At 36.9% G+C, this 23499-nt stretch carries 24 protein-coding genes and 1 pseudogene; 12 read left to right on the top strand and 13 right to left on the bottom strand.

All coding sequences use genetic code 11. The annotated features are described in order from the left end of the window. Window positions 1-119 precede the first annotated feature (119 nt). Window positions 120-326: a hypothetical protein gene (locus tag ACFIK4_RS10075; protein ID WP_005773510.1), complete on the top strand. Its 207-nt coding sequence runs from the start codon at window positions 120-122 to the stop codon at window positions 324-326. Here ACFIK4_RS10075 and dprA read toward each other — a convergent pair. The 4 genes from dprA to ACFIK4_RS10055 are packed head-to-tail and all read right to left on the bottom strand — an operon-like array spanning window position 256 to window position 4352. After that, window positions 256-1488, bottom strand: a complete 1233-nt coding sequence (dprA, locus tag ACFIK4_RS10070; RefSeq protein WP_375613411.1) for a DNA-processing protein DprA — start codon at window positions 1486-1488, stop codon at window positions 256-258. The two genes, ACFIK4_RS10075 and dprA, sit on opposite strands and share 71 nt — an antisense overlap. Beyond that, on the bottom strand, window positions 1445-2077 hold the full coding sequence (gene plsY / locus ACFIK4_RS10065) for a glycerol-3-phosphate 1-O-acyltransferase PlsY (protein ID WP_375613412.1): 633 nt from the start codon (window positions 2075-2077) through the stop codon (window positions 1445-1447). The genes dprA and plsY overlap by 44 nt, the downstream gene beginning before the upstream one ends. A gap of 11 nt (window positions 2078-2088) precedes the next feature. After that, window positions 2089-3390, bottom strand: a complete 1302-nt coding sequence (locus tag ACFIK4_RS10060; RefSeq protein ID WP_375675855.1) for a dihydroorotase — start codon at window positions 3388-3390, stop codon at window positions 2089-2091. Continuing rightward, the gene (locus tag ACFIK4_RS10055; RefSeq protein ID WP_375638414.1) at window positions 3387-4352 is read right to left on the bottom strand and encodes an aspartate carbamoyltransferase catalytic subunit; all 966 of its coding nucleotides are present in this window, start codon (window positions 4350-4352) and stop codon (window positions 3387-3389) included. Before ACFIK4_RS10055 ends, ACFIK4_RS10060 begins: the two co-directional genes overlap by 4 nt. A gap of 125 nt (window positions 4353-4477) precedes the next feature. Here ACFIK4_RS10055 and ACFIK4_RS10050 point away from each other — a divergent pair, with 125 nt between their 5' ends. Beyond that, a complete protein-coding gene (locus tag ACFIK4_RS10050) occupies window positions 4478-6097 on the top strand; it encodes an acyl-CoA dehydrogenase family protein (protein WP_375613414.1) in 1620 nt (539 codons plus the stop codon). Here ACFIK4_RS10050 and ruvX read toward each other — a convergent pair. Continuing rightward, the gene (gene ruvX, locus ACFIK4_RS10045; protein ID WP_375611932.1) at window positions 6082-6561 is read right to left on the bottom strand and encodes a Holliday junction resolvase RuvX; all 480 of its coding nucleotides are present in this window, start codon (window positions 6559-6561) and stop codon (window positions 6082-6084) included. The genes ACFIK4_RS10050 and ruvX overlap by 16 nt on opposite strands. 148 nt (window positions 6562-6709) lie before the next feature. Here ruvX and gatC point away from each other — a divergent pair, with 148 nt between their 5' ends. Together gatC and gatA are read left to right on the top strand one after the other, a co-directional pair. Next, window positions 6710-6997 carry an Asp-tRNA(Asn)/Glu-tRNA(Gln) amidotransferase subunit GatC gene (gene gatC, locus ACFIK4_RS10040; protein ID WP_375606898.1) on the top strand — a complete coding sequence of 96 codons (288 nt, stop codon included), beginning with the start codon at window positions 6710-6712 and terminating at the stop codon, window positions 6995-6997. A 31-nt stretch (window positions 6998-7028) separates the two neighbouring features. Beyond that, complete coding sequence (gatA, locus tag ACFIK4_RS10035) at window positions 7029-8513, top strand: Asp-tRNA(Asn)/Glu-tRNA(Gln) amidotransferase subunit GatA (RefSeq protein WP_375675854.1); 1485 nt, start codon at window positions 7029-7031, stop codon at window positions 8511-8513. A gap of 95 nt (window positions 8514-8608) precedes the next feature. On the opposite strand, the gene ACFIK4_RS10030 is transcribed toward gatA, so the two are convergent. The 5 genes from ACFIK4_RS10030 to ACFIK4_RS10010 all read right to left on the bottom strand — a co-directional run bounded on the left by ACFIK4_RS10030 (window position 8609) and on the right by ACFIK4_RS10010 (window position 13467). Beyond that, window positions 8609-9319, bottom strand: coding sequence for an ABC transporter ATP-binding protein (locus tag ACFIK4_RS10030; protein ID WP_375675853.1), 711 nt, complete (start codon window positions 9317-9319; stop codon window positions 8609-8611). Beyond that, window positions 9306-10088, bottom strand: a complete 783-nt coding sequence (locus ACFIK4_RS10025; protein ID WP_375611930.1) for an ABC transporter ATP-binding protein — start codon at window positions 10086-10088, stop codon at window positions 9306-9308. Before ACFIK4_RS10025 ends, ACFIK4_RS10030 begins: the two co-directional genes overlap by 14 nt. Then, window positions 10085-11143: a branched-chain amino acid ABC transporter permease gene (locus ACFIK4_RS10020; protein ID WP_375611929.1), complete on the bottom strand. Its 1059-nt coding sequence runs from the start codon at window positions 11141-11143 to the stop codon at window positions 10085-10087. Before ACFIK4_RS10020 ends, ACFIK4_RS10025 begins: the two co-directional genes overlap by 4 nt. Further along, window positions 11143-12219, bottom strand: coding sequence for a branched-chain amino acid ABC transporter permease (locus ACFIK4_RS10015; RefSeq protein ID WP_375611928.1), 1077 nt, complete (start codon window positions 12217-12219; stop codon window positions 11143-11145). Before ACFIK4_RS10015 ends, ACFIK4_RS10020 begins: the two co-directional genes overlap by 1 nt. 114 nt (window positions 12220-12333) lie before the next feature. Then, on the bottom strand, window positions 12334-13467 hold the full coding sequence (locus tag ACFIK4_RS10010; protein ID WP_273791030.1) for an ABC transporter substrate-binding protein: 1134 nt from the start codon (window positions 13465-13467) through the stop codon (window positions 12334-12336). 323 nt (window positions 13468-13790) lie between these two features. On the opposite strand from ACFIK4_RS10010, the gene ACFIK4_RS10005 reads away from it, so the two are divergent. From ACFIK4_RS10005 to ACFIK4_RS09990, 4 genes are all read left to right on the top strand, one after another. Beyond that, entirely contained in the window at window positions 13791-14366 is a 576-nt protein-coding gene (locus tag ACFIK4_RS10005; protein ID WP_273791031.1) for a cold-shock protein, read from the top strand. A gap of 251 nt (window positions 14367-14617) precedes the next feature. Continuing rightward, window positions 14618-15130 (top strand): DUF192 domain-containing protein, encoded by a 513-nt coding sequence (locus ACFIK4_RS10000; protein WP_375628133.1) that lies wholly within the window; start codon window positions 14618-14620, stop codon window positions 15128-15130. Then, entirely contained in the window at window positions 15127-15900 is a 774-nt protein-coding gene (locus ACFIK4_RS09995; RefSeq protein WP_375613418.1) for an alpha/beta fold hydrolase, read from the top strand. Before ACFIK4_RS10000 ends, ACFIK4_RS09995 begins: the two co-directional genes overlap by 4 nt. Before the next feature lie 620 nt (window positions 15901-16520). Next, a complete protein-coding gene (locus ACFIK4_RS09990) occupies window positions 16521-16733 on the top strand; it encodes a DUF3126 family protein (protein WP_375611925.1) in 213 nt (70 codons plus the stop codon). 44 nt (window positions 16734-16777) lie between these two features. On the opposite strand, the gene radC is transcribed toward ACFIK4_RS09990, so the two are convergent. The 3 genes from radC to sfsA are packed head-to-tail and all read right to left on the bottom strand — an operon-like array spanning window position 16778 to window position 19129. Beyond that, on the bottom strand, window positions 16778-17572 hold the full coding sequence (radC, locus tag ACFIK4_RS09985; RefSeq protein ID WP_375611924.1) for a DNA repair protein RadC: 795 nt from the start codon (window positions 17570-17572) through the stop codon (window positions 16778-16780). 17 nt (window positions 17573-17589) lie between these two features. Then, window positions 17590-18420 (bottom strand): type I methionyl aminopeptidase, encoded by an 831-nt coding sequence (gene map, locus ACFIK4_RS09980; RefSeq protein WP_375611923.1) that lies wholly within the window; start codon window positions 18418-18420, stop codon window positions 17590-17592. Further along, window positions 18413-19129 (bottom strand): DNA/RNA nuclease SfsA, encoded by a 717-nt coding sequence (sfsA, locus tag ACFIK4_RS09975; protein ID WP_375611922.1) that lies wholly within the window; start codon window positions 19127-19129, stop codon window positions 18413-18415. Before sfsA ends, map begins: the two co-directional genes overlap by 8 nt. A gap of 302 nt (window positions 19130-19431) precedes the next feature. Between sfsA and ACFIK4_RS09970 the strand changes: the two are divergent. The 4 genes and pseudogenes from ACFIK4_RS09970 (at window position 19432) to ttcA (ending at window position 23020) form a co-directional block, all read left to right on the top strand. Beyond that, window positions 19432-20269 (top strand): annotated as a pseudogene (locus tag ACFIK4_RS09970) (RNA methyltransferase). Further along, entirely contained in the window at window positions 20262-21089 is an 828-nt protein-coding gene (murI, locus tag ACFIK4_RS09965; RefSeq protein WP_375628129.1) for a glutamate racemase, read from the top strand. Before ACFIK4_RS09970 ends, murI begins: the two are co-directional and overlap by 8 nt. Before the next feature lie 170 nt (window positions 21090-21259). Further along, window positions 21260-21877 (top strand): 30S ribosomal protein S4, encoded by a 618-nt coding sequence (rpsD, locus tag ACFIK4_RS09960; RefSeq protein WP_273722651.1) that lies wholly within the window; start codon window positions 21260-21262, stop codon window positions 21875-21877. 267 nt (window positions 21878-22144) lie between these two features. Continuing rightward, window positions 22145-23020, top strand: coding sequence for a tRNA 2-thiocytidine(32) synthetase TtcA (gene ttcA / locus ACFIK4_RS09955; protein ID WP_375628128.1), 876 nt, complete (start codon window positions 22145-22147; stop codon window positions 23018-23020). Window positions 23021-23499 lie beyond the last annotated feature (479 nt).

Here is a 23499-nt window from a genome sequence, read left to right as displayed (position 1 = left end):
GTACACCCTATATAGAATTACACGATTTATTTTCCACTGTTATTACAAAAACATACGGCGAAATACTAAGATAACGTCTATTGAGAGGTAGGAGGGGAAATGCTCAAGGATAGAGGATTATGTTTATAAATCATTTAAAAGTTATCCAATATATTACAGACATGTCAAAGCAAATGAATCAGATGGCGCGTCAGGCGCACAGTCCGCTTTTAGCATTGCTTTTGGATATGGTTGCCAAAGAAGGGCAAAGCATTATTAATAGTGCTGAGGCTCTTGGGGAAGATCAAGATTCGACAATGACACACAACCACCAGAGTGTCGAATAAGCTTTCCAGCAAGCTCGAGTTCTACCAACAAGAGGTAGAGAGTTGGGAGTGAAATACCTGAGTGGATACTGAGTGTGTCTAAGTCGATTGGCGTTGTTGAAAGAGCGGAGAGAACTGCTGCACGTGCTGCATCATCATCTGCTAAAGAGAGATCGCTGTTTTTTTCATCTGCTAAATTAAAATTCTCCTTTTCAAGTTGTAAGGAGGATGGTTCCTCAAAAAAATTGAGTTGCGAATTTGGAAGCGGTGAAATTAATGGCGTAAGTGTTTCTATAATGTCAGAAGGATGTGTGGTGAGTAGAGCACCGTCTTTGATAAGATTGTTTGTACCAACAGATCTTGGATCAAGTGGAGAACCGGGAATGGCAAAAATTAGCCGTCCCATTTCAGCTGCTTGACGTGCGGTAATTAAGGACCCTGAGCGCAGGGCTGCCTCTACAACCAAGAGACCAAGTGATAGAGCTGCAATAATACGGTTTCTTCTTGGAAAATCGATAGCACGCGGCTTCCAAGAAATGGGCATTTCGCTGATGATGGCTCCACCGTTGGCAATAATATCTTCATGCAACTTTTTATTTTCAGGAGGATAGATATGATCAATTCCTCCCGCCATGACTGCAACAGTTCCTGTTTTTAAACTTGCTTGATGCGCAACGCTATCAATTCCACGAGCGAGCCCAGAAATTGTTACAAAGTCTGCTTCTCCGAGAAAACGCGCAAATTGAGCTGTAAGCTTTTTTCCCGCAGCTGAAGCATTTCGAGAACCTATAATTCCAATAGAAGTTTTTTGAAAAATTGAAACATTACCTTTGATAGCAATAAGCGGCGGGGGGGCTTCTGTAACCTTAAGAAAAGCTGGATAATCTGGTTCTCCCATACCAATAAACCGGACACCTAATCTTTCAGCCTCTTGCATTTCTTTTTCTGCATCTTCTAAGCTTGCTATTTTAATAGATACAGAACCACCCCCTTTTCTATTAAGCTCTGGCAGCGCTGCCAGAGCATTTTCTGCTGTTTTATAATGATCAATGAGATTGCGAAAACTAACAGCTCCAATATTTTCACTGCGCAATAACCGTAACCAGCTTAGACGTTGACGATCAGTAAGCAGGATTCCTTTATTTATCTCCGTGTTGCGTACCAATCTTACTTTCTTCCCCAATTAATAATCTACCGATATTTGCAGAATGTTTTATAAACACAAATACGCTCATCACAATCAGCATACAATAGAAATAAGAAGCGGAAAAATAAAAAACAAATATCGGTGTGATCGTAACAGCAATAAGCGCAGATAATGAAGAATAACGCATGAGGAGAAAAATCGCACTCCATACAATAATAAAAATAATTGCTGCAGGCCAATAGATTCCTAAGCAGACTCCTAGATAGGTAGCAACACCTTTGCCACCTTTAAATTTAAGCCATACGGGGAAAAGATGTCCTAAGAAAACAAAAAAGCCTGCTAGAGAAACAAGGATACTATTGTCTAGCGGATCACTAAAAAACTTTATAACGAAAACAACGATAGTTCCTTTCAACATATCACAAAGAAGTGTTAGAGCAGCAAGCTTTTTATTTCCTGTTCGTAAAACATTTGTTGCTCCAATATTGCCGGAACCGATTGTTCTTATATCACCAATTTTGAACAATTTCGTAAAAAGAAGCCCAAATGGAATCGAGCCAATGAGATAAGATATGAGGAAAATAAACCATGGAGTGGATTGAAAAAATATTTCTGCTTCATTCATTAAGAATCTCATTAAATTTGTTGATCAAGTTTAAAAACGTTTTTCCCTTTCACAAAGGTCTGGAGCACGCGTCCTTGAAAACGTGCATTCTCAAAAGGGGTATTTTTTGAACGTGAATAGAGCTTCTCTTTCGAAACAACCCATGGTTCTTCAAGATCAACCACAATAAGGTCTGCATGAGCCCCTTTTTTGAGTGTTCCTGCATTGAGTCCAAAGAGCTTTGCAGGCGCCGTTGACAAAAGTTCCGTTATCCGTAGAAGAGATAGGCTCTCATTATGATAAAGACGTAAGGCTGCGCTCAATAAGGTCTCCATACCAATAGCGCCAATTGCCGCGTCATTAAATGGTAAATGTTTTGTGTCGATACTCTGAGGATCATGAGAAGAGACAATAACATCTATAATCCCATCCTTTATTGCTTCAATCATTGCTACACGGTCTTCTTCTGTACGCAATGGGGGCATTAAGCGAAAAGAAGTGCGATATTGTCCAATGTCATTTTCATTGAAAGATAAATGATTAATAGATACACCCGCTGAAATTTTCTCACTGCGTTTTTTACCTAAACGAAGTGCATCAGCAGAGAGTGCTGTCGATATTTGAGCGGCATGATAGCGTGTTTGCGTTAATGCTGCTAAACGTAGATCTCTTTCAAGTGGGATAACTTCTGCTTCGCGAGGGATGCCAGAAAGACCAAGCCAACTGGCAAGCAGTCCTTCATTCATCACACCTTGCCCTGTAAGATCTTTATCTTGCGTTTCATGCATCAATGGAACATCAAAATCGCGTGCATAAGTCATTGCACGCCGCATAACAGATGAATTTTGAAGTGTTTTTTTTCCTTCACTAAAAGCAACGGCTCCAGCATCTTTGAGCAAACCAAATTCGGTTATTTCTTGTCCGTTGAAACCTTGTGTGATTGAAGCAACGGGATAAATATTGACCAATGAGATTTCCTGTGCTGTATGCGTAATAAATTTAACGAGTGCTACATTATCAATAACTGGATGCGTGTTTGGCATCATAAGAAAGGAAGTAATACCACCTGCTGCGGCCGCGTAACTTGCTGATGTAATTGTTTCACAATGTTCATTCCCTAATTCTCCAACAAAAACGCGCGCATCAACAAGTCCAGGGAGAATTGCTTTGTTTTGTGCGTTAATAACTTCTGCTTCTTCAGGAAACCCCTGATTCAGAGCTTCTTTTCCAGCGGCTATAATTCGTCCATTTTCAACAATAACTGTACCAATTTCATCGATTGCGCGCGAAGGATCAATAATACGAGCATTTTGAAAAACAACTGGTTTTATCATTTTTTTTCTCCACTGATCTTTGCGCGTGAATCTAATAGAGCCTCCATGACAGCCATACGCACTGCAATTCCCATTTCTACTTGCGTATGAATCATACTTTGTGGTCCATCTGCTATATCGGATGCAATCTCTACACCACGGTTTATTGGGCCAGGGTGCAGAATAATAGAATCATTTTTGGCATAGGCTAAATTTTCTTTATGTAAGCCAAAATAATGGAAATATTCACGCGTAGAAGGAATAAAAGAGCCTGTCATCCGTTCATGCTGTAAGCGCAACATCATGATAACGTCAGCATTTTTAAGACCTTCTTTCATCGTGTTAAAAACCTCAACACTCATATGAGCGATTTCTGCGGGTAAGAGTGTTGAGGGAGCAACAGCACGAACACGAGCACCCAAAGCATTGAGACACAGGATATTGGAACGGGCAACACGTGAGTGTAAGATATCTCCGCAAATCGCAACAGTTAATCCTTCAATACGACCTTTTGCCCTTTTAATGGTTAGAGCATCTAATAAAGCTTGGGTTGGATGTTCATGAGCACCATCACCTGCATTAATAACACAACAATCAACTTTTTGCGCTAATAAAGCTGCCGCTCCTGCACTGTTATGGCGAAAAACCAGTATATCTGGCTTCATCGCATTGAGAGTTGTTGCAGTATCAAGTAATGTTTCTCCCTTTTTTACAGATGAGTTGCCGATCGCAAGACTCATCACGTGTGCACCTAGCCTTTTACCCGCTAATTCAAAAGAAGATTGTGTTCGCGTAGAGGCTTCAAAAAAGAGATTAATTTGAGTCCGTCCATGCAAAGTAGATTTTATTTTATCAATTTTGTTAGAAAGGATAATATTTGCTTCTGCACGATCAAGCAATGTATTAAGATCTTGTACACTCAGATCTTTAATAGCTAAAAGATGTTGATGAGGGAAAAGTGGGAAAAAATTATCTTGCATCATAGCATTCTTCTTTATCTCTCTCTAAACAGGTTAAACAAGCATTTGTTTGAATATGATAAATGTTTCTTAACTCTAAAAAGACAAATAGTCTATGATATGAATGATTTGAATGTAGGAATATACCTATGAGTGCTGTATCTGCGCAAAATACTCGTCGAAAAAATACATTTCTTAGCGATACGCTTATGTTTCGTATTGCTTCTACTTTGCCTAAGTTTTTGTTAGCAAGTTTTGAAGAAATAGGGGATTTTGCCGCGAGTCGAGAAGCATGGAAACTTTCTTGCTTAGCGAATCATTATAAGCCTTTACTATGCTATAATGATGAATGGGGGCAACCAACAGAAAGATTAGAGATCCATTCTTCCTATCAAGCTCTTCAACAATATTCTAGACAAGCAGGTTTGGTTACCTCGCTTTGGGAAAATACGAGCTCAGAAAATGGAGTACGCTATCAAGCGCGTGCGATTCGTTTAGCTTTATCTGCTGGTTTAGAAACAGGACATTTGAATGAAGTTATCATAACGAGTGCAGCTATTGCTGTTTTAATTAGTGATATTGAGCTCTTCAAAAAATGGCAAAATGTACTTTTATCACGCCAATATGATTCCTCATCAAAGCCTATTCATCATAAAAAGGCTGCTTCTCTAACTTGTGCATTTGACGATATTGAAAAATACGCTTTCAATTTTCCAAGTGTTAAGAAAATTTCTTTCGATGAAAGTATGGAACGTGATCTATATCGTTTAAATGTTGTAAAAACCAACGTTATTAATCCTACCGCTGACGGATATCTTGTTAGTGCAGATTTAGATGGTCATTTAAGTTGTTTTTTTATTCCACGCATACAAGAAAATGGCGCATTAAATGGATCTATATCGATTCGTCATTTAATTCAGCGATCTGGAGAACTTTTAACACCAGAGGGGGTTGTCGACTTCCAAGGCAGTTATGGCTGGCTTTTGGGAAATGCTGGAGAAGGGCTTAAAGTTATTAAAGATATCGAGACGATGATGCGTTTCGATCAATCTGTCATATCGGCAGGTGTTTTACGAGCGGCTCTTCAATTTGGTATGGATTTTTTCCGGAAAAAAATACCCAATCAGCCGTTACCTCCACTGACAGAACGTATTTTTGCAGATATTGCATTAGATATAGCTGCCTCACAAGCATTGGTTTTGCGTTTAGCGAGAGCATTTGACAATGCAGCAAATGACCGTTCTGAAGCAGCTTTTGCCCGCATTATGACACCTATTATTGCTTATCATGTAAGTCAATTGGTTGTGCCTATTATTGGTGAAATTATTGCACAACTTGGTATTGAAAGTTTTATAGAGAATAATCCATTATCACAAATGTTGCATAATGGGCCTGCGCGAATTGTGAGAAATAGTTCTGCTAATCAATTGGTAAAGGATGCAATTCTTATTGCTGAAAAAGCACCGGGATTGTTTCAGAAATTGTTGGAAAAAATTGCTCTTGATATTGGACCAGCGGGACCCCGAGCAATTGAAATTATTAAGTCAGCAGGTGATATGGCATCAGCAAATGAAGGTGCAGGAAGATTTTTTGTTGAACAAGTAGCTTATGCAGCAGCAGCAGCAGCATTACGTTCTACAGACATAGAACATGTTGCGAATGCCTATATGGAAAGCCGCCTTGGGGGACAATGGAGATCTTCTTACGGGATGCTCATTGCACGATATAATGCAGGGCATTTGCTCAATGTCCTCTATCCTTCCATATGATGAAAGTTTTGAATTCTATTGAGAGCACCTTGCAATATAAAAGCGGCGGCTGCCGAATCAATACGGCTTGCTCTTTTAGCGCGCGATACATTCATTTCTAAAAGAGACCGTTCCGCAGCAATTGTTGATAAACGTTCGTCCCAAAAAACAAATGGAATTTTTGTATAAGCTTTCATATTGCTCACAAAAGCTCTGGTTGCTTGAACACGAGAGCCACTGCTTCCATTCATGTTAAGAGGTAAGCCAATGATAATAACGCCTACATTTTCACGGTCAAAAATTTTAATAAGTGTGTAAGCATCTTCTGTAAATTTTTTTCGCTGTAGTACAGGACGCGGATTTGAGACAGTCAGCCCCATATCAGAAATCGCAATTCCGATAGTTTTTGTCCCTAAATCTAAGCCTGCTATTGTTTGTCTAGGCAAAAGATGTTTTATAACTTCATCTATATTAATAACAGTCATAAAGGTATAATACGTTTTTTAATGTTTCAGATCTATAGTTATATTCTTTATTCATGTTATCTAATATTCTTGCACTTACAAGTGCACCCTTGTATAGCCAGAATAAAGATCAAATAAATAAACAAAAAAGCAGAAAGGCGTAAAGAGTATGTCTGTTGATCAAGAGACAGTCAAGCGGATAGCACATTTAGCAAGGATTGCCCTCCACGATGATGAGATAGAACCTGTGACAAAAAAATTCAATGCTATTTTAGGTTTTGTAGAGCAATTGAATGAAGTTGATGTCAGTGGGGTTGAGCCATTAACATCTGTGATGCCGATGACTCTACGAATGCGTGAAGATAGTGTTACAGATGGCGATAAAGCAGCAGATATTGTAGCCAATGCCCCTGTTACAGAAGAAAATTTTTTTCTTGTCTCAAAAATTGTTGAGTAACTTTTTATATTTTTGAAATTTGAGAACCAATATGACTGATTTAACAACTCTCACAATTGCGCAAGCTCGTGATGCTCTAACAAAGAAAAATCTCAAAGCAACAGAATTAACGGAAGCTTATTTACAAGCAATAGAGTTGGCGAATCCAACTTTGAATGCTTATGTAACAATAACAGCAGAACAGGCAATGAAAATGGCTGCTGAATCAGACAGTCGCTTAGCGAAAGGGCAGGGAGGGCTTTTGGAAGGAATTCCCTTGGGGATTAAAGATCTTTTTGCAACCTATGGTGTTCATACTCAAGCCTGTTCAAATATCCTTGATGGTTTTAAACCGCACTATGAATCAACTGTCACGGCTAATTTATGGCAAGATGGTGCTGTGATGTTAGGAAAACTTAATATGGATGAGTTTGCTATGGGCTCATCCAACGAAACATCATATTATGGTCCCGTTATTAGTCCATGGAGAAAAAAAGGCTCAAATGAAAAACTCGTACCCGGTGGTTCTTCGGGAGGATCCGCAGCCGCTGTTGCTGCACAAATTTGTGCTGGTGCAACTGCAACCGATACAGGTGGCTCAATACGTCAACCAGCAGCTTTTACTGGAACTGTGGGAATAAAGCCAACTTATGGACGTTGTTCGCGATGGGGCGTTGTCGCGTTTGCTTCATCTCTTGATCAAGCTGGACCTGTTGCTAGAGATGTTCGTGATTGTGCTATCTTACTCAGATCAATGGCCTCTTTTGATGAAAAAGATTCTACTTCCGTCAATTTACCAGTTCCTGATTATGAAAGTTATCTTGGTCAATCAATCAAAGGAATGAAAATCGGTATTCCAAAAGAATATCATGTGGATGGAATGTCTCCAGAAATTATTGAGCTTTGGCAAAAAGGAATAAATTGGTTAAAAGAAGCAGGTGCTGAGATTAAAGATATTTCTTTGCCCCATACAAAATATGCTCTACCTTCTTATTACATTATAGCTCCTGCAGAAGCCTCTTCTAATTTAGCGCGTTATGATGGTGTGCGTTTTGGTTTGCGCATGCCTGGGAAAGACATCATTGAGATGTATGAAAATACGCGTTCTGTTGGTTTTGGTGATGAAGTCAAACGGCGCATTCTGGTTGGGACTTATGTTCTTTCATCAGGTTATTATGATGCCTGTTATTTAAGAGCTCAAAAAGTAAGAACACTCGTAAAACGTGATTTTGATCAATGTTTTGTTTCAGGCATTGATGCTATTTTGACACCAGCAACACCAACATCTGCTTTTGGTATTGCTGATGAAAAAATAAAAAATGATGCTGTAGCAATGTATCTTAATGATATTTTTACTGTACCAGTTAATATGGCTGGATTACCAGGAATTTCTGTTCCTGCTGGTCTGTCATCAAATGGTTTACCTCTAGGATTGCAATTGATTGGTAAACCTTTTTCTGAAGAAGTCATTTTTCAGATAGCGCACATTATTGAACAAGAAGCAGGAATATTCAGTGCAGAAAAATGGTGGATGTAATAGTCAAAATTCACAAAGGAGCATTTCTCATCCTTAATGAGAAATGCTCTTTTAAATGGTGGAGGGAATGAGCTCTATTTCCTTAATTCGTAGTCTTACCCACCAAGATAGGCTTCTTTAACACGCGAATCAGAGAGCATAGTTTTTCCTTCACCGTGAAATAAAATATGTCCTACCTCTAAAATATAAGCATAGTCAGCTATGGAAAGTGCAGCAAATGCATTTTGTTCAATAAGAAGAACAGTTTTCCCCATATCATTAATTTTTCGAATAATCGAAAAAATTTCTCGAACGAGAAGTGGTGCTAACCCCAACGAGGGTTCATCTAATATGACCATATCAGGATTGCTCATGAGTGCACGGCCCACAGCAACCATCTGTTGTTCACCACCTGACATTGTTCCTCCCAACTGTTTTGCTCTTTCACGTAGGCGCGGAAAAAGGTTAAATATCCATTCAATATCACGGGAAATTCCCTGCTTATCGTGACGAATATAAGCGCCTAGATGAAGATTCTCTAAAACAGTGAGATGGGGCATGATACGTCGTCCTTCAGGGCTTAAAGCAATCCCTAATCGCAAAATCTCTTCTGGTGATTTTTTAATAATAGATTTGCCATTATAGGTAATTTCTCCATAAACAGAGCGATTAAGCCCTGTAATAGAACGTACAATACTGCTTTTTCCTGCACCATTGGCTCCAATTAAAGTGACAATACTGCCCCGCTTTATGGACATAGAAAGATTTTGGACAGCTTTAATGGCGCCATAATGAACGTAAAGATTTTTTATTTTAAGAATATCCATAAACATCTCCGCCAAGATAAGCTTCAATAACTTTAGGGTTATTACGAATTTCATCTGGTGTACCACTGGCAATGCAACAGCCATATTCCATAACCAAAATATGTTGGCAAAGCCCCATAACCACTTTCATATCGTGCTCAATAAGAAGAATTGTAAGATCAAAGTCTTTTTGCACTTTTGCTATGAATTTTCTAAGATCTTCACTTTCTTGTGGATTCATGCCAGCAACAGGTTCATCAAGAAGAAGCAATTTGGGCTTTGTGGCTAACGCACGTGCAATTTCTAGACGTCGTTGCACACCATAAGGTAAAGCTGTTGCCGATTGATTGGCAAGATGATCAAGTTGTAGCTGTTCAAGGAGCTCCAAGGAATTTTTATAAACTTCCTTCTTTTCTTTTATTGCTTTTGAAAAAAAGAGAGCTGAAGAAAACCAAGGATATTTTTGTCGAACATGCGCTCCTACCATAACATTCTGCAAAACCGTTAACCCTGAGAAAAGACGAATATTTTGAAATGTTCTGGCAATATGGCTTCTACAGATAATATAAGGAGACGCTCCAGAAATTTTTTTCTCATCAAAAAGAATGATGCCGCTTGTAGGAGCATAAAATCCAGAAATCATATTGAAAACTGTTGTTTTTCCAGCACCATTGGGACCAATTAATCCAGTAATACTTCCTCGTTTAATTGCCATATTAACATTATTTACAGCAACTAATCCGCCAAAACGCATTACAATATTATTGAGTGAAAGGATATTGTCGTTCATAGCTTTCCCTCAGTATTAGAAAGCTTTTTGCGTGTCAAAAAGCTATAAATTCCATTCCATGAAAATTCTCGTTGTCCCATTAACCCTTTTCTCCAAAACAAGATAATTACCAGCAATAAAAGAGAAAAAACAACCATACGAAGCCCTGGGGTTTCTGGAATATGTATAAAACCTAAGTCAAATGGACTTTCAATGATACGAAGCCATTCAAGCATGACTGTAATAATAATGCTGCCAATAATGCTCCCTGTAATTGAACCGAGACCACCAGCAACAACAATCATTAAAATATTAAAAGTCAGAAGAAAATTAAACATTTTTGGATCAATGGTTGAAATAAGAGCCGCCATTAATGCGCCACCTATACCTGCAAAAAATGCTCCAACAGTAAAGGAAAAACTACGGTAGAAAAAAGCATTAATTCCCATAGTTTTCGCAGCTATTTCATCATCACGGATAGCACGTAATACGTTACCAGTATTGCTTTGCAGTAAGAGGACAATAAAGAGAACTGTAAATGCTAGCCAACCATAGTTCCACCATAATGTTGCATTTTGAGGTATTCCTTTGATTCCCAAAGAGCCATTTGTGAGCGATGTTGCGTTCGTAATGACAATGCGAATAATTTCCGCAAAACCTAATGTTGCAATTCCAAGATAATCGCCACCAAGACGCAATATTGGTAAAGCAATTAATAAACCTACAACAGCAGCACACAAACCACTTACGACAACAGCGATAAAAAAAGGTAACTGCAAATGATATAATGGTTCAGCAATAGGATCAAGAATCCACATCATTTCTTTTTGTTCAGGGGAAAGAAGTAAAATTGCGCAAACATAAGCACCAATAGCCATAAATCCAGCATGTCCAAGAGAAAACATACCTGTGAAACCGTAAATCAAATTAAGCGAAATTGCCAATATCGCATTAATAGCAATCAGATTGATGATACGAAGCGTATAGTCATTAAAATGGCTATCAGCATAAAATAAAAAACCTATGAGAACTAAAACACTTATACACGATAAAACAGTTGTCGCTGACTTTGCCATTAGATTTTCTCCTGATTTCTTTTACCCATTAATCCTGTGGGCAATATCAATAGAATCAGAATCAATAAAATGAAAGCGAAGGCATCTCGATATCCAGATAGCGCGGGGAAAAATGCGATAATCATAATTTCAATAAACCCTAATAACAATCCTCCCAACATTGCTCCTGGTATCGAACCAATACCTCCGATAACAGCAGCAATAAATGCTTTGAGACCAGGAAGAACACCCATATAAGGCTGAATTTGAGGATAACGTAAAGACCACATAATGCCTGCTATGGCGGCAAGAGCTGAGCCTATTCCAAATGTAAACGCAATAACTTTATTGACAGACACACCCATCAAACGTGTTGTTTCAATATCATGGGAGATTGCGCGCATAGCAAGACCCGGTTTTGTTTTATGGATAATCCATAATAGTAATAAAATAAGAATTAATGACACAAAGGGAACGATCAGAGACATGGGAGCAATTCTGATGATACCATCTGCTCCTGATCCTAGATGCCATAAAAATGGTGTTACAAGAAAGTCTGGCTGTTGTACACCTTTCGGAACACCACTAAAGAGTACAGTAGCAAGATTTTCAATAAAAAAAGAAACACCAATTGCACCGATAAGTGCCGAAATACGCGGAGCATGGCGTAGAGGTTTATAAGCAAATTGATCAACAGCAACACCCACAGCACTTGTAATAAAAATGGAAAAACAAAGAGCTAAAACCCAAATCGGTGTAAAGTCTTGCGGGGAAATTTTAAAATAATAAACAAATCCTAGCGCAAGAATTAAAAAAGCAGCAATCCAATAAATTGGAGGACGCCTTTTAAAGCCTATAAAGACCGAATAATAAACAAGAGCAGCAAGGAACAAAAGAAGAAAAGCTGCCCAAGCAGGCATAAAGCCAATTGTGGAAAAGAAAACAAAATATGCTCCCAGCATAAAGATATCACCGTGAGCAAAATTAATGAGTCTCAGTATACCGTAGACCATGGTGTAGCCAATAGCAATAAGCCCATAAAGAGATCCCAATGCCAGTGCATTAAAAAAGTACTGGATGAACATTTCAGTGCTCATCTCTCATCCTTCCACATTTGTTAATTTACATAGGACAATAAGAAATTTCTAAGTTTTTGGTTGAGAAAAAGATCCTCAACCAATTCTTGCATTTTAATAAGCACAACTTTTTAATTAAAAAGCAGGTTTAACTTCTTCTAAATAAACACGTTTTCCATCCTGTATTTTAATGATACCAATAGGAATTTTAGGATTATGATTTTCATCCATTGACATATCCCCAAAGGGGGTAGGAAAATCTTTTAATTGGCTAAGTGCGATAGTAATTTTTTCACGATCAGTGCTACCAGCATTTTCAATAGCCTTCATGAACATCATATAACTCGTGTATCCCAAAACAGAATTGATATTTGGCTCTTTGTCTGGGTAAGCTTTTTTCCATTCTTTTGTGAATTCTTGCGCAGCTACTGACATATTTGGCATATCCTCACTATAGGGAAGTGTCGTATGTAAGAAACCTTCTGCAGCTTTTCCTGCAATCGTAATGGTTTCTGGATTATCCATAGCATCTCCACCCATAATTTGAAATTTAGCCCCTAATTCTCGTGCTTGTTTCATGATGATAGCACCTTCAGAAAAGTAAGATGGAATGAATAAGATATCAGGTTTCTGGGCGATAATTTGCGTGAGAACAGCTGAAAAGTCCTGATCTCCAGAATTATAATTTAAATTTGAGATAACTTCACCACCTAATTTTTTGAAAGCACGCGTAAAATAACTTGCAAGACCAATAGCATAATCGCTTGAAATATCTTTAAGGATAGCAGCCTTTTTTGCGTGTAAAGTTTGGCTTACATAAGTTGCGATTCCTACTCCTTGATAGGAATCAATAAAGCAAGCACGAAAGTAATATTTTTTACCCTGTGTAACAAGGGGACTTGTTGAGGACGTTGCAATGGTTGGAGTCTTTGCCTTTTCAGATATTTCACCACCTGCTAACGAGAGCGAAGAACCATAGCTACCAATGATTCCACTCACTTTTTCACTTGCTGTTAAACGCATAACAGCATTAGCCGCTTCTACTTTATCAGACTTATTATCAATAATAACAAGTTCTACTTTACGTCCTAAAATTTCTGGAACTTTTTTATGGGCTAATTCTATACCTCTAATTTCAAGCTGACCTCCAAATGCATTTTGACCACTTAATGGAAGATAAACACCAATCTTAATAGGTTCACTCGCATAAACATTTGCTGTAAATGCCATAAATGCTGCGATTATCGTAAGGATTTTCTTCAATTGCATTGCGCATTTTCCTTAATTGAATTGTCGTTTTTTCACCTTATATTGAACTTCTTCATCATGCAAGTTACACATTAATCAAAATATCATTATGTAAAAAAACTTTTATATGATCTCTTTTGTAGGGCACTTCTTGTAAGGTATGTAAAGTGTACAATCAAATAGTTTTATAAATATTCACGTTGATATTCTCTGACATTAACATAGAAGATACGACAATGTGGGGAAATCTTATCTTGGGGCTTGCGTGTTGATACAAGAGCAATGTTTACTTAAACCTAGAGAATCAATATCGTACAATTTATAAGCTACAGGATCACGTTATTATGACGAGTAAGGATGCATTAAAGGATTGTTCCCCATCTGAGGATAGTATAGGTGCTTGTGGGGAGATTATCGAAATCAGTGGTGTCATTAAGTGGTTTGATGGTAGTAAGGGGTATGGATTTATTGTACCTGATTTACCTCATTTCCCCGATATATTATTGCATGTTACAGTAATGCGAAGGGATGGTTTTCAAACAGCTTTGGAGGGAGCTAAAGTCATTTGTGCTGTGGAAAAAACTGAACGAGGATTAAAGTGCGTTCAGGTGAAATCCATAGATTGTTCTTCAGCAATCCATCCATCAGAAGTTCCAGCCCGTACCCATGTTGTTGTTACTCCAGAAAGTGGACTAGAACGAGCAATTGTTAAATGGTTTAATCGTGACAAAGGATACGGTTTTCTTAGCCGTGGGCAAGGAACGGAAGATATTTTTATTCATATGGAAACATTGCGCCGTTTTGGTTTAGCAGAGCTTCGTTCGGGTCAAGTTGTTCTTGTACGTTTTGGTAAAGGAGAAAAAGGTTTAATGACAGCAGAGATTTATCCGGATATAGGCATTCCTTTAGCTACGCATTAAATTTCACGAGTGAAATCAGTGTGTTTTCTATATTTTTAAAGGTGATTGTTTCATAAATTGCTATAGAAGTAGATTTTTAAAGAAAATATAGCTCTCGTGAATCCATAAACCAAATGAAGAAAATTGTGCATATTACGTTGAAAGAAACTAGAAAATAACAAGGAAGCAATTCTCTTGTTTTTTGACTTTTAAACTCTGGTACTTTTTATTTTATAAACAAAATTTAAAATTTTTCTCTGGTGGAGACAAGAATGTTAAAGCCTTTTAAAAAGGAGTATATTGTTTTATTGGTGATGCTTTTTATGTTAGATATGCGTGTTGTTGTAGCAAAGGAGCCCATAGAGATTCCTGTGCATCCGATTCCTTTAGAAATACATACAAAGCAAGGTCCGGTTTTTTATAAGGTAGAGATTGCTTTTACGCCATCTCAAGCAGCAGCTGGTTTAATGTATCGAACTGATTTTCCACGCGATCGTGCAATGCTCTTTAAGCAGCTAAAAAGTTATCCATCGGGAGATGAGCAGAAAATTTTTATGTGGATGGCAAATACGCCTTTACCTTTAGATATGATTTTCTTAAACTCTGAGGGAATTATTGTATCGATTATTGAAAATACTTCTCCATTTTCAACAAATACCATTTCATCAGAAGTTCCTGCAGCTTTTGCACTTGAAATTAATGCTGGTGAAGTTTCTGAAAAACAGATACAAAAAGGACAACGTGTTATTCATCCTGTACTTTGTGGAAAGTGCAATAAAAAATGACCGCTGAAGATATTCGTTTTTTTGAATATAATGGTTTGCGATTTGCTTATCGAGAAGAAGGACAAGGCGCTCCTGTTTTGTTGATCCATGGTTTTGGATCTTCTGCACGGGTGAATTGGTATGCAACAGGTTGGTTTCGTATTCTCACGGAAGCAGGATATCGTGTTATTGCTCTTGATAATCGCGGTCACGGAGATTCAGTTAAAAGTTATGATCCTATCTTTTATACACCTCAAGCTATGGCTGGCGACGCAGTAAAGTTACTGCAGCATTTAGAGTTATCTAAAGCCCATGTTATGGGATATTCTATGGGGGCTCGTATTAGTGCTTTCATGGCTCTTTTGCATCCAACATATGTACACAGTGTTATTTTTGGTGGTTTAGGTATTGGTATGGTGACGGGAGCAGGAAATTGGGAGCCCGTTGCTGAGGCCCTTTTAGCAGAAGATATTTCCACTATTACCAATACGCGCGGTTTAATGTTCCGTAAATTTGCAGATCAAACGAAAAGCGATAGGCGTGCTCTTGCTGCTTGTATCATTACATCAAAACAGGAGTTAACGGCGTCTGAAGTTTACAAAATCAAACAACCAGCACTTGTTGCCGTTGGTTCATTAGATGAAATTGGCGGTGATGCAGAGCCATTGGCAGCCTTGTTGCCTTGTGGTGAAGCTTTATCAATTCCTGATCGAGATCATATGCTTGCTGTAGGCGATAAAGTTTATAAAAAAGGCGTTATCGATTTTCTTTCTCGTTATCCTATAAAATAAGAACTCTTCATAGCTTTTAGAATTTACAGAAATACCCAATATTTTTATTTCGTATAAATTGAAAAAAGCTTATTAAAAAATCTTTCTGTTATGACGTAAGTTTTTATAAAAAATGAAAAGAAAAATAAACTCTTATTAGCTTATTTTGTATATTTTCCAGAGAGGTAATTCTTCTAAGATTAGATAATTATACTTTAAAGGTTATTAAAAAGAATTATTTTCGAATGATGTAATAAATATTTTTTGCTAAAAAATGTAGTTTTAAATAAAAAAATATTTTTATTTGTATTTTTTATAAAATAAACAAAATTATAAATTATTGATCAATTTATTCTTACGAATATGCATTTTAAATACAGATGCTAAAATTGGAGATAAAGTAAAATTATTAAAAATATACAGTTTTTTTTTGCCATTTTTTAATCTATACGGGTATATTTAATAATGATAGACTCCTTTTGTAAACGTTCTTTATGAATGTATAAAGAACGTTGTGAATATATGTAATATTAAGTAAATATTCAGATTATGCTTTTTTACTGACTTTACAGAATCATAAGAGTGTCTTATTTGCACGACACGCAATTATTTTAATCGTTTCAAAAAAACAGGAGAGCATAGTGAATGCTGATGAAATAAAAAAACTTGATAATTATTTTAGAAATATATTCCAAAACTCAGCATTGCAAGTCAGAGCACGTCCTAAAAAGAGTGATTCTTGTGAGGTTTATATGGGAGATGAGTTTTTAGGCATTATCTATCGAGATGAAGATGAAGATGAGCTCTCCTATAATTTCTCAATGGCTATATTAGATATTGATTTAGAAAATTGATTCGTTATTCATAGTTGAATGAAGTCTTTTTTATCCCATAAGATTTATATAAGTTTTAACGCTTTAAAACTCGTATGGTTATTTCGTGCAATAATAAGATGGTCATGGATAATAATGCCTAATGCATTTGCTGCATCTTTTAATCTATATGTCATTGTTATATCTGCATTAGAGGGGGTGGAATCGCCAGAAGGGTGATTGTGGACTAAGATAAGTCCTGATGCGGATAACTCTAAAGCTCGAGAAATAACTTCACGAGGATAAACAGGGGTATGATCAATGGTTCCAGTTTGTTGCACCTCATCAGCAAGTAAGCCGTTTTTCTTATCAAGAAACAAAATACGAAACTGTTCACGTGTTTCGTGAGCCATAACAGCTTTACAATACGCTAACACTTTATCCCATGATGAAAAAATATCGCGCTTAAACAATTGCGCACGAGCAAGACGTCCAGCAACATCTGAAATAATTTTTAAATCAACTGCAGTGGCGGGACCACATCCTGGAATTTCTTGAAGTCGGTGAATATCCGCTCCCAACACATCAGCTAATGAACCAAAACGCGCTATCAAATTTTTAGCTATGGGTTTTGTGTTTGCACGGGGTATTGTGCGAAAAAGCAATAATTCAAGATATTCATAATCTTCAATTGCATTTCCTTTTGACTTTAAATAGCGCTTCCGAAGACGTTCACGATGGCCTTGATAATGTTTATGAAGCTGTGCGTTTTTCTGAGGCTCTTCACTTTTTCTTTCTGATACTGGGGTGAGTGGAGAACTCGATGTTAATGCAAAGTGATTACTTTGAGTATCTTCCTTTTGTTTTAATTTTTTAGCCATAACATCTCTACATTGCGTTAGGTATGGGAATTTGGAATATAAAAAATATTTTTAGGAGATTGTGTAAATATTTCATACCCTTCATTTGTAACACCAATTGTATGTTCATATTGTGCTGTCAGAGAGCGGTCACGGGTAACAGCAGTCCAACCGTCAGATAAAATCTTAACTTGTGGTTTACCAAGGTTAATCATAGGCTCAATTGTAAACATCATACCTTGTTTTAATTCAACTCCTTCTCCAGGATTTCCATAATGGAGAATATTGGGAGCATCATGAAAAAGCTGGCCGATACCATGTCCGCAAAAATCTCTCACAATTGAACAGCGTTCAGATTCTGCATACTGTTGAATGGCTGCCCCAATATCACCTGTCGTTGCTCCAGGCTTAACGACAGCGATTCCTTGCATAAGACTTTCATAGGTTATTTTTAGCAAGCGTTCTGCGGCACGCCTAATTTTTCCAACAGGATACATTCGGCTTGAATCCCCATGCCAACCATCAAGGATAAAGGTTACATCAACATTTACAATATCACCTTCTTGCAAAGGTCTTTTATTGGGAATGCCATGGCAGACAACGTGATTGATAGATGTACAGCATGAATGGCTGTATCCATGATAATTTAGATCAGCAGGAAGTGCTCCTCGCTTAGCTCCAAAAATAAATACAAAATCATCTATTTCTTGCGTAGTAACGCCCGGCTTAATAATATCTGTAAGCGCATCAAGGCATTCTGCAGCAATACGACCAACTTCACGCATTTTAGCAAAAGCATAATCATCGAAAATGCGGATTTTTCCATTAAATTTTAAAGGGATTTTATTATATTCGATATACTCAGTCATTGTTTCTTCTATTTTCTATTTTTACTCTCTGAATCGGAAAAATGCCTTCTACACTTACATGACACTTTACAGCATAACATTCTACTCCTGATTTTAATGCTAAATCAAACTTACGTCCATAGAGTGGATCAAGATCATGACAAATTGTAAAAGCTGAGCAATCTTCTCGTTGAATAATATAAAGCATAGCAGCTCGTTTTCCTTGTTGTACAACTCCTATGAGCTCATCAAGGTGACGTGCACCACGTTTTGTTTCGCTATCAGGAAATTCTGCTAATCCTTTCTGACGAATAAAATGAACATTTTTGACTTCTAGGTAACAATCAGGAAGAATGTCATCACGTAAAAGAAAGTCAATTCGTGATTGTGTCCCATAGCGTTGTTCTTTTAAAATTGTTTTATATCCATTTAATTCTGGTAGTAATCCGTTTTGAATTGCTTCTAACGCAAGTTTATTGGGTAAAGAAGTATTAATACCAACCAAAGTATTATCGGCTTCAATAATTTCTAATTGATAGGCATATTTTCGTTTGATGTTGTTATGATAAGAAAGCCAAATATTGGTGTTGAAAGCTGTTAATCCAAGCATTGATCCTGTATTAGGTACAGACACGGTGAGGACATGCTGATCATCTTGTTGAACATCCGCAAGGAAACGTTTATAACGACGGATAAGCTTTGCAGGAAAAAGTTTGGGAATAAAGTGCATATCCCTTTTTTAGGATTTATGATTTCATAATTCAACTGAGATTATGATTTATAGGGGCTGTTCCCTATTAAAAAAGATAAAATTGATGTAAAAAACGCTACGATATCTTATATAAATTGTTATAAATTCCATCGTTCACTTTAATGGCTTTTAAAATTTATTATTAGGTTTAGAAACTATTATCTTTGAATGAAAAGATAGATTATCTATAAGTTATTATTAAACAGCATTAGAGTATTGTGAAAAAGGTTTCGTAAAAATAGTGGAGAGGGAGATAGTTTAAGTGAAACTAGGTAAAATTGATGGCAGGAACGAATAGGAATCGTGAAAATTTAACAAATGGTCCCATTATTATTTTAGTTGAACCGCAGCTTCCTGAAAACATTGGTATGGTCGCAAGGGCAATGGCAAATTTTGGGCTTTCTAAGCTTCGATTAGTCAATCCTCGAGAGATGTTTCCAAATGAAAAAGCTAGAGCTGCTGCGAGTAAAGCTGATCATGTCATTAACAATGCTGTGATTTTTAACACATTGCGTGATTCAATTGCAGATTTACACTATGTTTTTGCCACAACAGCACGTGAAAGATGTGGATTTAAAACTGTAAAAAGTGCTGTCGAAGCAGCAAGCGTATTACGTCAGCGTGAAAGTATCGGACATAAGACTGGGATTGTCTTTGGAAGAGAGAGATGGGGACTAGAAAATGATGAAATCAGCCTTGTTGATGAAATTATTACTTTTCCAGTTAATCCTGCTTTTGCGTCACTTAATATTGCGCAAGCGGTTCTTTTAATGTCTTACGAATGGATGAAAGCTGGTTTAGAGAATGTCAGCGATACGGCATTTCGTGCAGCAGAGATGGAACCTGCAAATAAAACAATATTCCATGGTTTTTTATCTCAGTTAGAAGAGGCTTTGAATATCCGTGGGTATTTTAGACCACCAGAACGTAAAGAAGTAATGCTTGCAAATTTGCGCTCTGTTTTTACGCGCGCTAACTTTAGTGAACCTGAGGTTCGTTTATTGCGAGGCATTATATCTTCTTTGGATCATTTTTCGCCACAATATCCACGGGGGAGTAGAGCACCAGAAGAGCGTGATCGTAAAAAAATTAAAAATAAGTGTGAAAACTAATGGATGAACGACCTGTTCTTTTTTTTGATAGCGGTATTGGTGGTTTAACAGTGTTCAGGGAAGCGCGTATTCTTATCCCCGACATGCAATTTATCTATGTTGCTGATGATGCAGGATTTCCTTATGGAAATTGGAAAGAAAATATTTTGAAAGAGCGTATTTTGAAGATTTTTACAAATCTTTTAACACGTTACAATCCAGCTTTATGTGTGATTGCTTGCAACACTGTTTCTACACTGATGATAGCAGATTTACGACAGAATTTTCCTCATGTCCCTTTTGTAGGAACGGTTCCTGCAATTAAATCAGCTGCTGAACAAACAAAATCTGGTTTTATTTCCGTATTAGCGACTCCTGGAACAGTTAAACGTGCTTATACAAATGAATTAATTAACTCTTTTGCTGGACAGTGTCATGTTCAGCTTGTGGGAAGTAAAAAGCTGGCTGGACTTGCTGAAGATTATTTACGGGGAAAATCTATCGATTCAGAAGAGTTAAGAAAAGAAATCTTGCCATGTTTTGTGGAAAAAAATGGACAATATACGGATGTTATTGTTTTAGCCTGCACACATTATCCTTTTTTGATTAATTTCTTTCGTGAACATGCTTTATGGTCCGTTGAGTGGATTGATCCGGCGAAAGCGATCGCCAAACATACCAGATCTTTATTACCATTGTCGGGAAAGATACACCATCAATATATAAAGAAATATCAAGATTTTGCGTTGTTGACATCAAAAAATATCACTTCTTTAACGGAGAATTTGTTTAAAGGATTTGGCTTAAAACTCATGAAAGGAGTTGACTTTGGGTTACGAGACCAATAATGATGATCTAGCTATTTTTTCAAGAAAATAGCATTAATTGACGTGTCCCGTGGATAACTTTGCATATTGATATGTTAAGGTATTCTGTCAGTCTTTAGTATTTAAAGGCAGAGGAGGGCGCGTTTCCTTGGGGTCTTAAGATCTCGTGTTTTATTTTATAAGGAAATGCGATGAGTAAACGCGAAACAACAAAGTATAAAATTGACCGTCGTATGGGAGAAAATATTTGGGGGCGTCCAAAATCTCCTGTCAATCGTCGTGATTATGGTCCAGGTCAGCATGGACAGCGTCGTAAAGGAAAACTTTCTGACTATGGGGTGCAGTTGCGCGCTAAACAGAAATTGAAAGGGTTTTATGGAGATATTTCAGAAAAACAATTTCATAAAACCTATGAAGAAGCTGCTCGTCGACGGGGAGATACTGGTGAAAATCTTATCGGTCTGTTAGAATCACGTTTGGATGCTGTTGTTTATCGTGCAAAATTCGTACCTACGATTTTTGCTTCTCGCCAATTTATCAATCACGGTCATGTTAATGTCAATGGGCGGCGCACAAACATTCAATCTTATCGTTGTAAACCCGGTGATGTTATTGAGGTTCGGGAAAAATCGAAACAACTTGTTTTAGTGTTAGAATCAGTGCAATTGGCAGAACGTGATGTCCCTGATTATATTGAAGCAGATCATAAACAGATGAAAGCAACCTTTACACGTATTCCTGCTTTTGCAGATGTTCCTTATGCTGTGCAAATGGAACCTAATCTGGTTGTTGAATTTTATTCTCGATAATTTTTCTGTAAGAGAAATTGTTTCTCTCTTCTATTATGATAACTTCAAAATATTATGTTATTCTTACAATATTTGAAGTTAATAAGTTCTTTTTGTAAATGGTTCTATATTAAGTTTATTGCTATGTTTTATAGTCATAAATTTGTATAGTTCCATTTCTTTTTTGTGTATCTAATTTATAAATTCAAAAAACATAAATGTAAGCTTGCTTTAATATTTGTTTTTATCTTTGCAAAACGAGCCGTTTATTGTGCAGGATATGGTATTATGAATGATGTTTCAGTTGAATATCAGGCAATAGAAGAAAACAAAGGGAGAGATGATCCTTTAATAAGCGAAGCAGATAATTGTCATCCAATGTTTCGTGTTGCTCCTTCAAGCGTAGAATTTAATAAATTGCGCAAACGACTTTTACGTCATATGCGACAAGCTTTGGATGATTTTTCTATGCTCTCTACAGGGAAAAAATGGCTTGTTGCTTTATCGGGTGGAAAAGACTCTTATGGTTTATTAGCGCTTCTTTTAGACTTAAAGTGGCGAGGTCTTTTATCCGTTGAAATTCTAGCCTGTAATCTTGATCAAGGGCACCCAGGATTTCCTAAGCATATTCTTCCAGACTTTTTAAGTTCTTATAAAATTCCATATCGTATTGAATATCAGGATACTTATTCCATTGTTACAGATAAATTGGCAGAGTCGCAGACATATTGTTCACTTTGTTCTCGATTACGACGTGGTAATCTCTATCGTATTGCACGTGAAGAGGGATGTTCTGCATTAGTTTTAGGTCATCATCGTGATGATGTTTTAGAAACATTTTTTATGAATTTGTTTCACGGTGGCCGATTAGCTGCCATGCCTGGAAAACTTAAAAATGATGAAGGAGATCTTTTTGTATTACGTCCTCTTGTTTATGCTGCTGAGGAAGATATGGAAAAATTTTCTCAAGAAATGCAATTTCCAATTATTCCTTGTAATCTTTGCGGTAGTCAAGATGGATTACAACGTAATGCAATGAAAGAAATGCTGAAAAATATAGAAAGACAAATGCCAGGACGTAAAGATACGATGATTCGCGCTTTAACAAATGTACGCCCAAGTCATTTGCTTGATAAGAAATTCTTTGATTTTAAAACGTGTTAATAAAAATTAGATATTTTAAAAATAAGTTTAAAGAGTTTAAGATAAGATACTTATTTATAATGATAATTTATTTTTTTCATTTAAATATCGTCAGATTGTTTTGTTTCAAATTCTCTTATATTGCTTCCATAAAAAATATCCGTTTGCATATCACAAAGGAAATTCTTGTGTGCATAAAACACTCTTGAAAAAAGTTTCCTTTCACTAACCAATGACTGTCGCAATATCAAAAATAGGAAAATAGTACGATTGTCGATTTGCTCTTTTGTTAATTAAAAATGGTGTACCTTGTGGATTTTATTTTATTCTGTTGCGCCGCCGTCACCGTCATTTAAGGCATTAAATTAAGAGAATATATAACTGCTTGGTATTTTGGGAGTGTATAGCAAACACTCAGAGTAAGGATTGCTCGTAAATTCTCATGAAGTGAGTTACATGATCGGTTCTTGTTATGAAAAATCGCTTTTTTATAAACCAAT

The sequence above is a fragment of the Bartonella sp. AP9QHHD genome (genome assembly GCF_042195625.1).
Lineage (GTDB): Bacteria > Pseudomonadota > Alphaproteobacteria > Rhizobiales > Rhizobiaceae > Bartonella.
The sequence above is the reverse complement of the archived record's forward strand: the minus strand, read 5'-3'. Positions and strand labels throughout refer to the sequence as shown.

What these genes read in the sequence shown, in the direction of transcription:
- ACFIK4_RS10075 (WP_005773510.1), top strand. Translation starts at nt 120, where the DNA reads ATGTTTATAAATCATTTAAAAGTTATCCAATATATTACAGACATGTCA.
- plsY (WP_375613412.1), bottom strand. Translation starts at nt 2,077, where the DNA reads ATGAATGAAGCAGAAATATTTTTTCAATCCACTCCATGGTTTATTTTC.
- ACFIK4_RS10060 (WP_375675855.1), bottom strand. Translation starts at nt 3,390, where the DNA reads ATGATAAAACCAGTTGTTTTTCAAAATGCTCGTATTATTGATCCTTCG.
- ACFIK4_RS10055 (WP_375638414.1), bottom strand. Translation starts at nt 4,352, where the DNA reads ATGATGCAAGATAATTTTTTCCCACTTTTCCCTCATCAACATCTTTTA.
- ACFIK4_RS10050 (WP_375613414.1), top strand. Translation starts at nt 4,478, where the DNA reads ATGAGTGCTGTATCTGCGCAAAATACTCGTCGAAAAAATACATTTCTT.
- ruvX (WP_375611932.1), bottom strand. Translation starts at nt 6,561, where the DNA reads ATGACTGTTATTAATATAGATGAAGTTATAAAACATCTTTTGCCTAGA.
- gatC (WP_375606898.1), top strand. Translation starts at nt 6,710, where the DNA reads ATGTCTGTTGATCAAGAGACAGTCAAGCGGATAGCACATTTAGCAAGG.
- gatA (WP_375675854.1), top strand. Translation starts at nt 7,029, where the DNA reads ATGACTGATTTAACAACTCTCACAATTGCGCAAGCTCGTGATGCTCTA.
- ACFIK4_RS10030 (WP_375675853.1), bottom strand. Translation starts at nt 9,319, where the DNA reads ATGGATATTCTTAAAATAAAAAATCTTTACGTTCATTATGGCGCCATT.
- ACFIK4_RS10025 (WP_375611930.1), bottom strand. Translation starts at nt 10,088, where the DNA reads ATGAACGACAATATCCTTTCACTCAATAATATTGTAATGCGTTTTGGC.
- ACFIK4_RS10020 (WP_375611929.1), bottom strand. Translation starts at nt 11,143, where the DNA reads ATGGCAAAGTCAGCGACAACTGTTTTATCGTGTATAAGTGTTTTAGTT.
- ACFIK4_RS10015 (WP_375611928.1), bottom strand. Translation starts at nt 12,219, where the DNA reads ATGAGCACTGAAATGTTCATCCAGTACTTTTTTAATGCACTGGCATTG.
- ACFIK4_RS10010 (WP_273791030.1), bottom strand. Translation starts at nt 13,467, where the DNA reads ATGCAATTGAAGAAAATCCTTACGATAATCGCAGCATTTATGGCATTT.
- ACFIK4_RS10005 (WP_273791031.1), top strand. Translation starts at nt 13,791, where the DNA reads ATGACGAGTAAGGATGCATTAAAGGATTGTTCCCCATCTGAGGATAGT.
- ACFIK4_RS10000 (WP_375628133.1), top strand. Translation starts at nt 14,618, where the DNA reads ATGTTAAAGCCTTTTAAAAAGGAGTATATTGTTTTATTGGTGATGCTT.
- ACFIK4_RS09995 (WP_375613418.1), top strand. Translation starts at nt 15,127, where the DNA reads ATGACCGCTGAAGATATTCGTTTTTTTGAATATAATGGTTTGCGATTT.
- radC (WP_375611924.1), bottom strand. Translation starts at nt 17,572, where the DNA reads ATGGCTAAAAAATTAAAACAAAAGGAAGATACTCAAAGTAATCACTTT.
- map (WP_375611923.1), bottom strand. Translation starts at nt 18,420, where the DNA reads ATGACTGAGTATATCGAATATAATAAAATCCCTTTAAAATTTAATGGA.
- sfsA (WP_375611922.1), bottom strand. Translation starts at nt 19,129, where the DNA reads ATGCACTTTATTCCCAAACTTTTTCCTGCAAAGCTTATCCGTCGTTAT.
- murI (WP_375628129.1), top strand. Translation starts at nt 20,262, where the DNA reads ATGGATGAACGACCTGTTCTTTTTTTTGATAGCGGTATTGGTGGTTTA.
- rpsD (WP_273722651.1), top strand. Translation starts at nt 21,260, where the DNA reads ATGAGTAAACGCGAAACAACAAAGTATAAAATTGACCGTCGTATGGGA.
- ttcA (WP_375628128.1), top strand. Translation starts at nt 22,145, where the DNA reads ATGAATGATGTTTCAGTTGAATATCAGGCAATAGAAGAAAACAAAGGG.